The sequence below is a fragment of the Microbispora sp. H10830 genome (assembly GCF_014161375.1).
In the GTDB taxonomy this organism is placed as follows: domain Bacteria; phylum Actinomycetota; class Actinomycetes; order Streptosporangiales; family Streptosporangiaceae; genus Microbispora; species Microbispora catharanthi.
On record NZ_JABBWX010000044.1, the window covers coordinates 1 to 2,425 of the forward strand.

Consider the following 2,425-nt stretch of genomic DNA (forward strand, 5'->3'; position numbering starts at 1 on the left):
TGTGGCGCTCGTCGATGGGGTGGTCGCACACGGCCTGGCCGACCAGGTGGTGGGAGATCGTCCACACCCCGAGGTTGTACTTGGCCAGGGTCTCCTTCTTGCGTTCGATGTAGGAGTCGTCGGCGAGGGCCTTGTCGACCTCGAAGTGGTCGCCCCAGCAGGCGATCTCCAGGCCGTCGTAGCCCCATTCCGAGGCCAGCCGGCAGACCTCCTCGAACGGCAGGTCCGCCCACTGCCCGGTGAACAACGTGACCGGCCTGGTCATGAATCCTCCACAGTCGTGAAGCGGCTGCCGTCAGCCGCACTCTGCTCGACGGCCGCCAGCACCCGCTGCACCCGCAGCCCGTCCTCGAAGGACGGCGCGGGGTCGGTGCCGGCGGCGATCGCCTCCAGGAAGTCCTTCGCCTCGTGGACGAAGGTGTGCTCGTATCCGAGGCCGTGGCCCGGCGGCCACCACGCCCCGGCGTACGGGTGGTCCGGCTCGGTGACCTGCACCCTCCGGAATCCGTGCTCGGCGCTGCCGATGGTGTGGTCGTGGAACCACAGCTCGTTCATCGCCTCGAAGTCGAAGGACAGGCTCCCCAGGGAGCCGTTGACCTCGATGCGCAGCGCGTTCTTGTGCCCGGTCGCGAAGCGGGTGGCCTCGAACGAGGCCAGCGCGCCCCCGCTGAGGCGGCCGATGAACAGCGCGGCGTCGTCCACGGTGACCGGGCCCGTCCCGGCTCCGCCGCCGGCCGAGAGCCCGGCCGAGCTGACCGCCAGGGGACGCTCCTTGACGAAGGTCTCGGTCATCGCCGATACCCCGGTCAGCCGCTGGCCGGTGACGAATTCGGCGGTGTCGATGATGTGGGCGCCGATGTCGCCGAGAGCGCCGGACCCGGCCTTGTCCTTCTGGAGCCGCCAGACCAGGGGGAACTCCGGGTCGACGATCCAGTCCTGCAGGTACTGCGCCCGCACGTGCCGGATCTCCCCGAGCCTGCCCTCCTCGACGAACCGCCGGGCCAGCGCGACCGCGGGCACGCGGCGGTAGTTGAAGGCGACCATGCTGCGCACCCCGCGCGCCGCCGCCTCCTTCGCCGCCGCGGCCATGGCCTCGGCCTCGGCCACGGTGTTGGCCAGCGGCTTCTCGCACAGGACGTGCTTGCCCGCCGCCAGCGCCGCGATGGCGATCTCGGCATGGCTGTCACCCGGCGTGCAGATGTCGACGATCTGCACGTCGTCGCGTTCGAGCAGGCGCTTCCAGTCGCTCTCCGCGTGGGCCCACCCCAGCTTCTCGGCGGCCTGCGCGGTCGCCTCGGCGGACCTGCCGGCCACGGCCACCATCGCGGGCTTGAACGGCAGGTCGAAGAACGCGTCCACGCTGCGCCACGCCTGGGAGTGGGTGCGGCCCATGAACGCGTAGCCGACCATGCCGATCCCGATGACAGGCCTCATGACTCGAAGCCGAGCGGCAGGTACTTGTCCGCGTTGTCCTTGGTCACGGTCGCCGAGGCCAGCGTGATCGACTGCGGCACCTCCTGCTCCAGCAGGTCGCTCATGCCCTTGCCCTGGGCGATGAGCCGGGCCAGCTTGACCGCCGAGGCGGCCATCGTCGGGGGATAGGTGACCGTGGCCTTCAGCACGCTGTTGTCCGCCTGGATGTCACGCATCGCGTTGGCCGAGCCGGCGCCGCCGACCATGAAGAACTCGTCGCGACCGGCCTCCTTGATCGCGGCCATCACACCGATGCCCTGGTCGTCGTCGTGGTTCCAGATCGCGTCGATCTTCTTGTGCGCCTGCAGCAGGTTGCTGGCCACCTGCGTGCCGGACTCCACCGTGAACTTGGCGTCCTGCTGCGCGGTCACCTTGAACCCGTACATCTTCAAAGCGTCGGCGAAGCCCTTGCTGCGGTCCTGGGTCAGCGGCAGCGTCGCGATGCCCTGGATCTCCAGGATCACCGGGTCGGCCACGCCCTTGTCCTTCAGCGTCTTACCGATGTAGTGACCGGCGGCCACCCCCATGCCGTAGTTGTCCCCGCCGATCCAGGTCCGGTAGGACAGCTTGTCCGGGAACACCCGGTCCAGGTTGATCACCGGGATGCCCGCGTCCATCGCCTGCCGCGCGACCTGGTTCAGCTGCTCACCGTCGTTCGGCAGGATCACCAGCGCGTTCACCTTGGCCTGGATCAGCGACTCCACCGCCGAGATCTGCTGGTTGATGTCGTTGGTCGGCTCGACCGCCTTGAACTCCACATCGGAGTACTTCGTGGCCGCGTCCGCCGCGTTCTTGGCGATGGCCGCGATCCAGCCGTGGTCGGCCGCCGGGGCCGAGAACCCGATGACGACCTTGTCGCCGGGGGCGTCGTTGCCGCCCGTGGCCGCGGCGGCGGGAGCGGCGGCCGGCGCGCTCGCCTGCGCCGCCGGCTCGTTGCTGGTGCAGGCCGTGA

2 protein-coding genes and 1 pseudogene are annotated in these 2,425 nt (G+C 69.7%); all 3 read right to left on the reverse strand.

From position 1 onward, the window contains the following. A pseudogene (locus HHX35_RS42285) lies at nucleotides 1–265 on the reverse strand (sugar phosphate isomerase/epimerase); the annotation flags it as partial. Then, nucleotides 262–1,434: a Gfo/Idh/MocA family protein gene (locus tag HHX35_RS42290; RefSeq protein WP_182904235.1), complete on the reverse strand. Its 1,173-nt coding sequence runs from the start codon at nucleotides 1,432–1,434 to the stop codon at nucleotides 262–264. The pseudogene HHX35_RS42285 and the gene HHX35_RS42290, both read right to left, overlap by 4 nt. After that, a partial coding sequence (locus HHX35_RS42295) for a substrate-binding domain-containing protein (RefSeq protein WP_182904236.1) occupies nucleotides 1,431–2,425 on the reverse strand: 995 nt, incomplete at its 5' end. The genes HHX35_RS42295 and HHX35_RS42290, both read right to left, overlap by 4 nt.

What these genes read in the sequence shown, in the direction of transcription:
- HHX35_RS42290 (WP_182904235.1), bottom strand. Translation starts at nt 1,434, where the DNA reads ATGAGGCCTGTCATCGGGATCGGCATGGTCGGCTACGCGTTCATGGGC.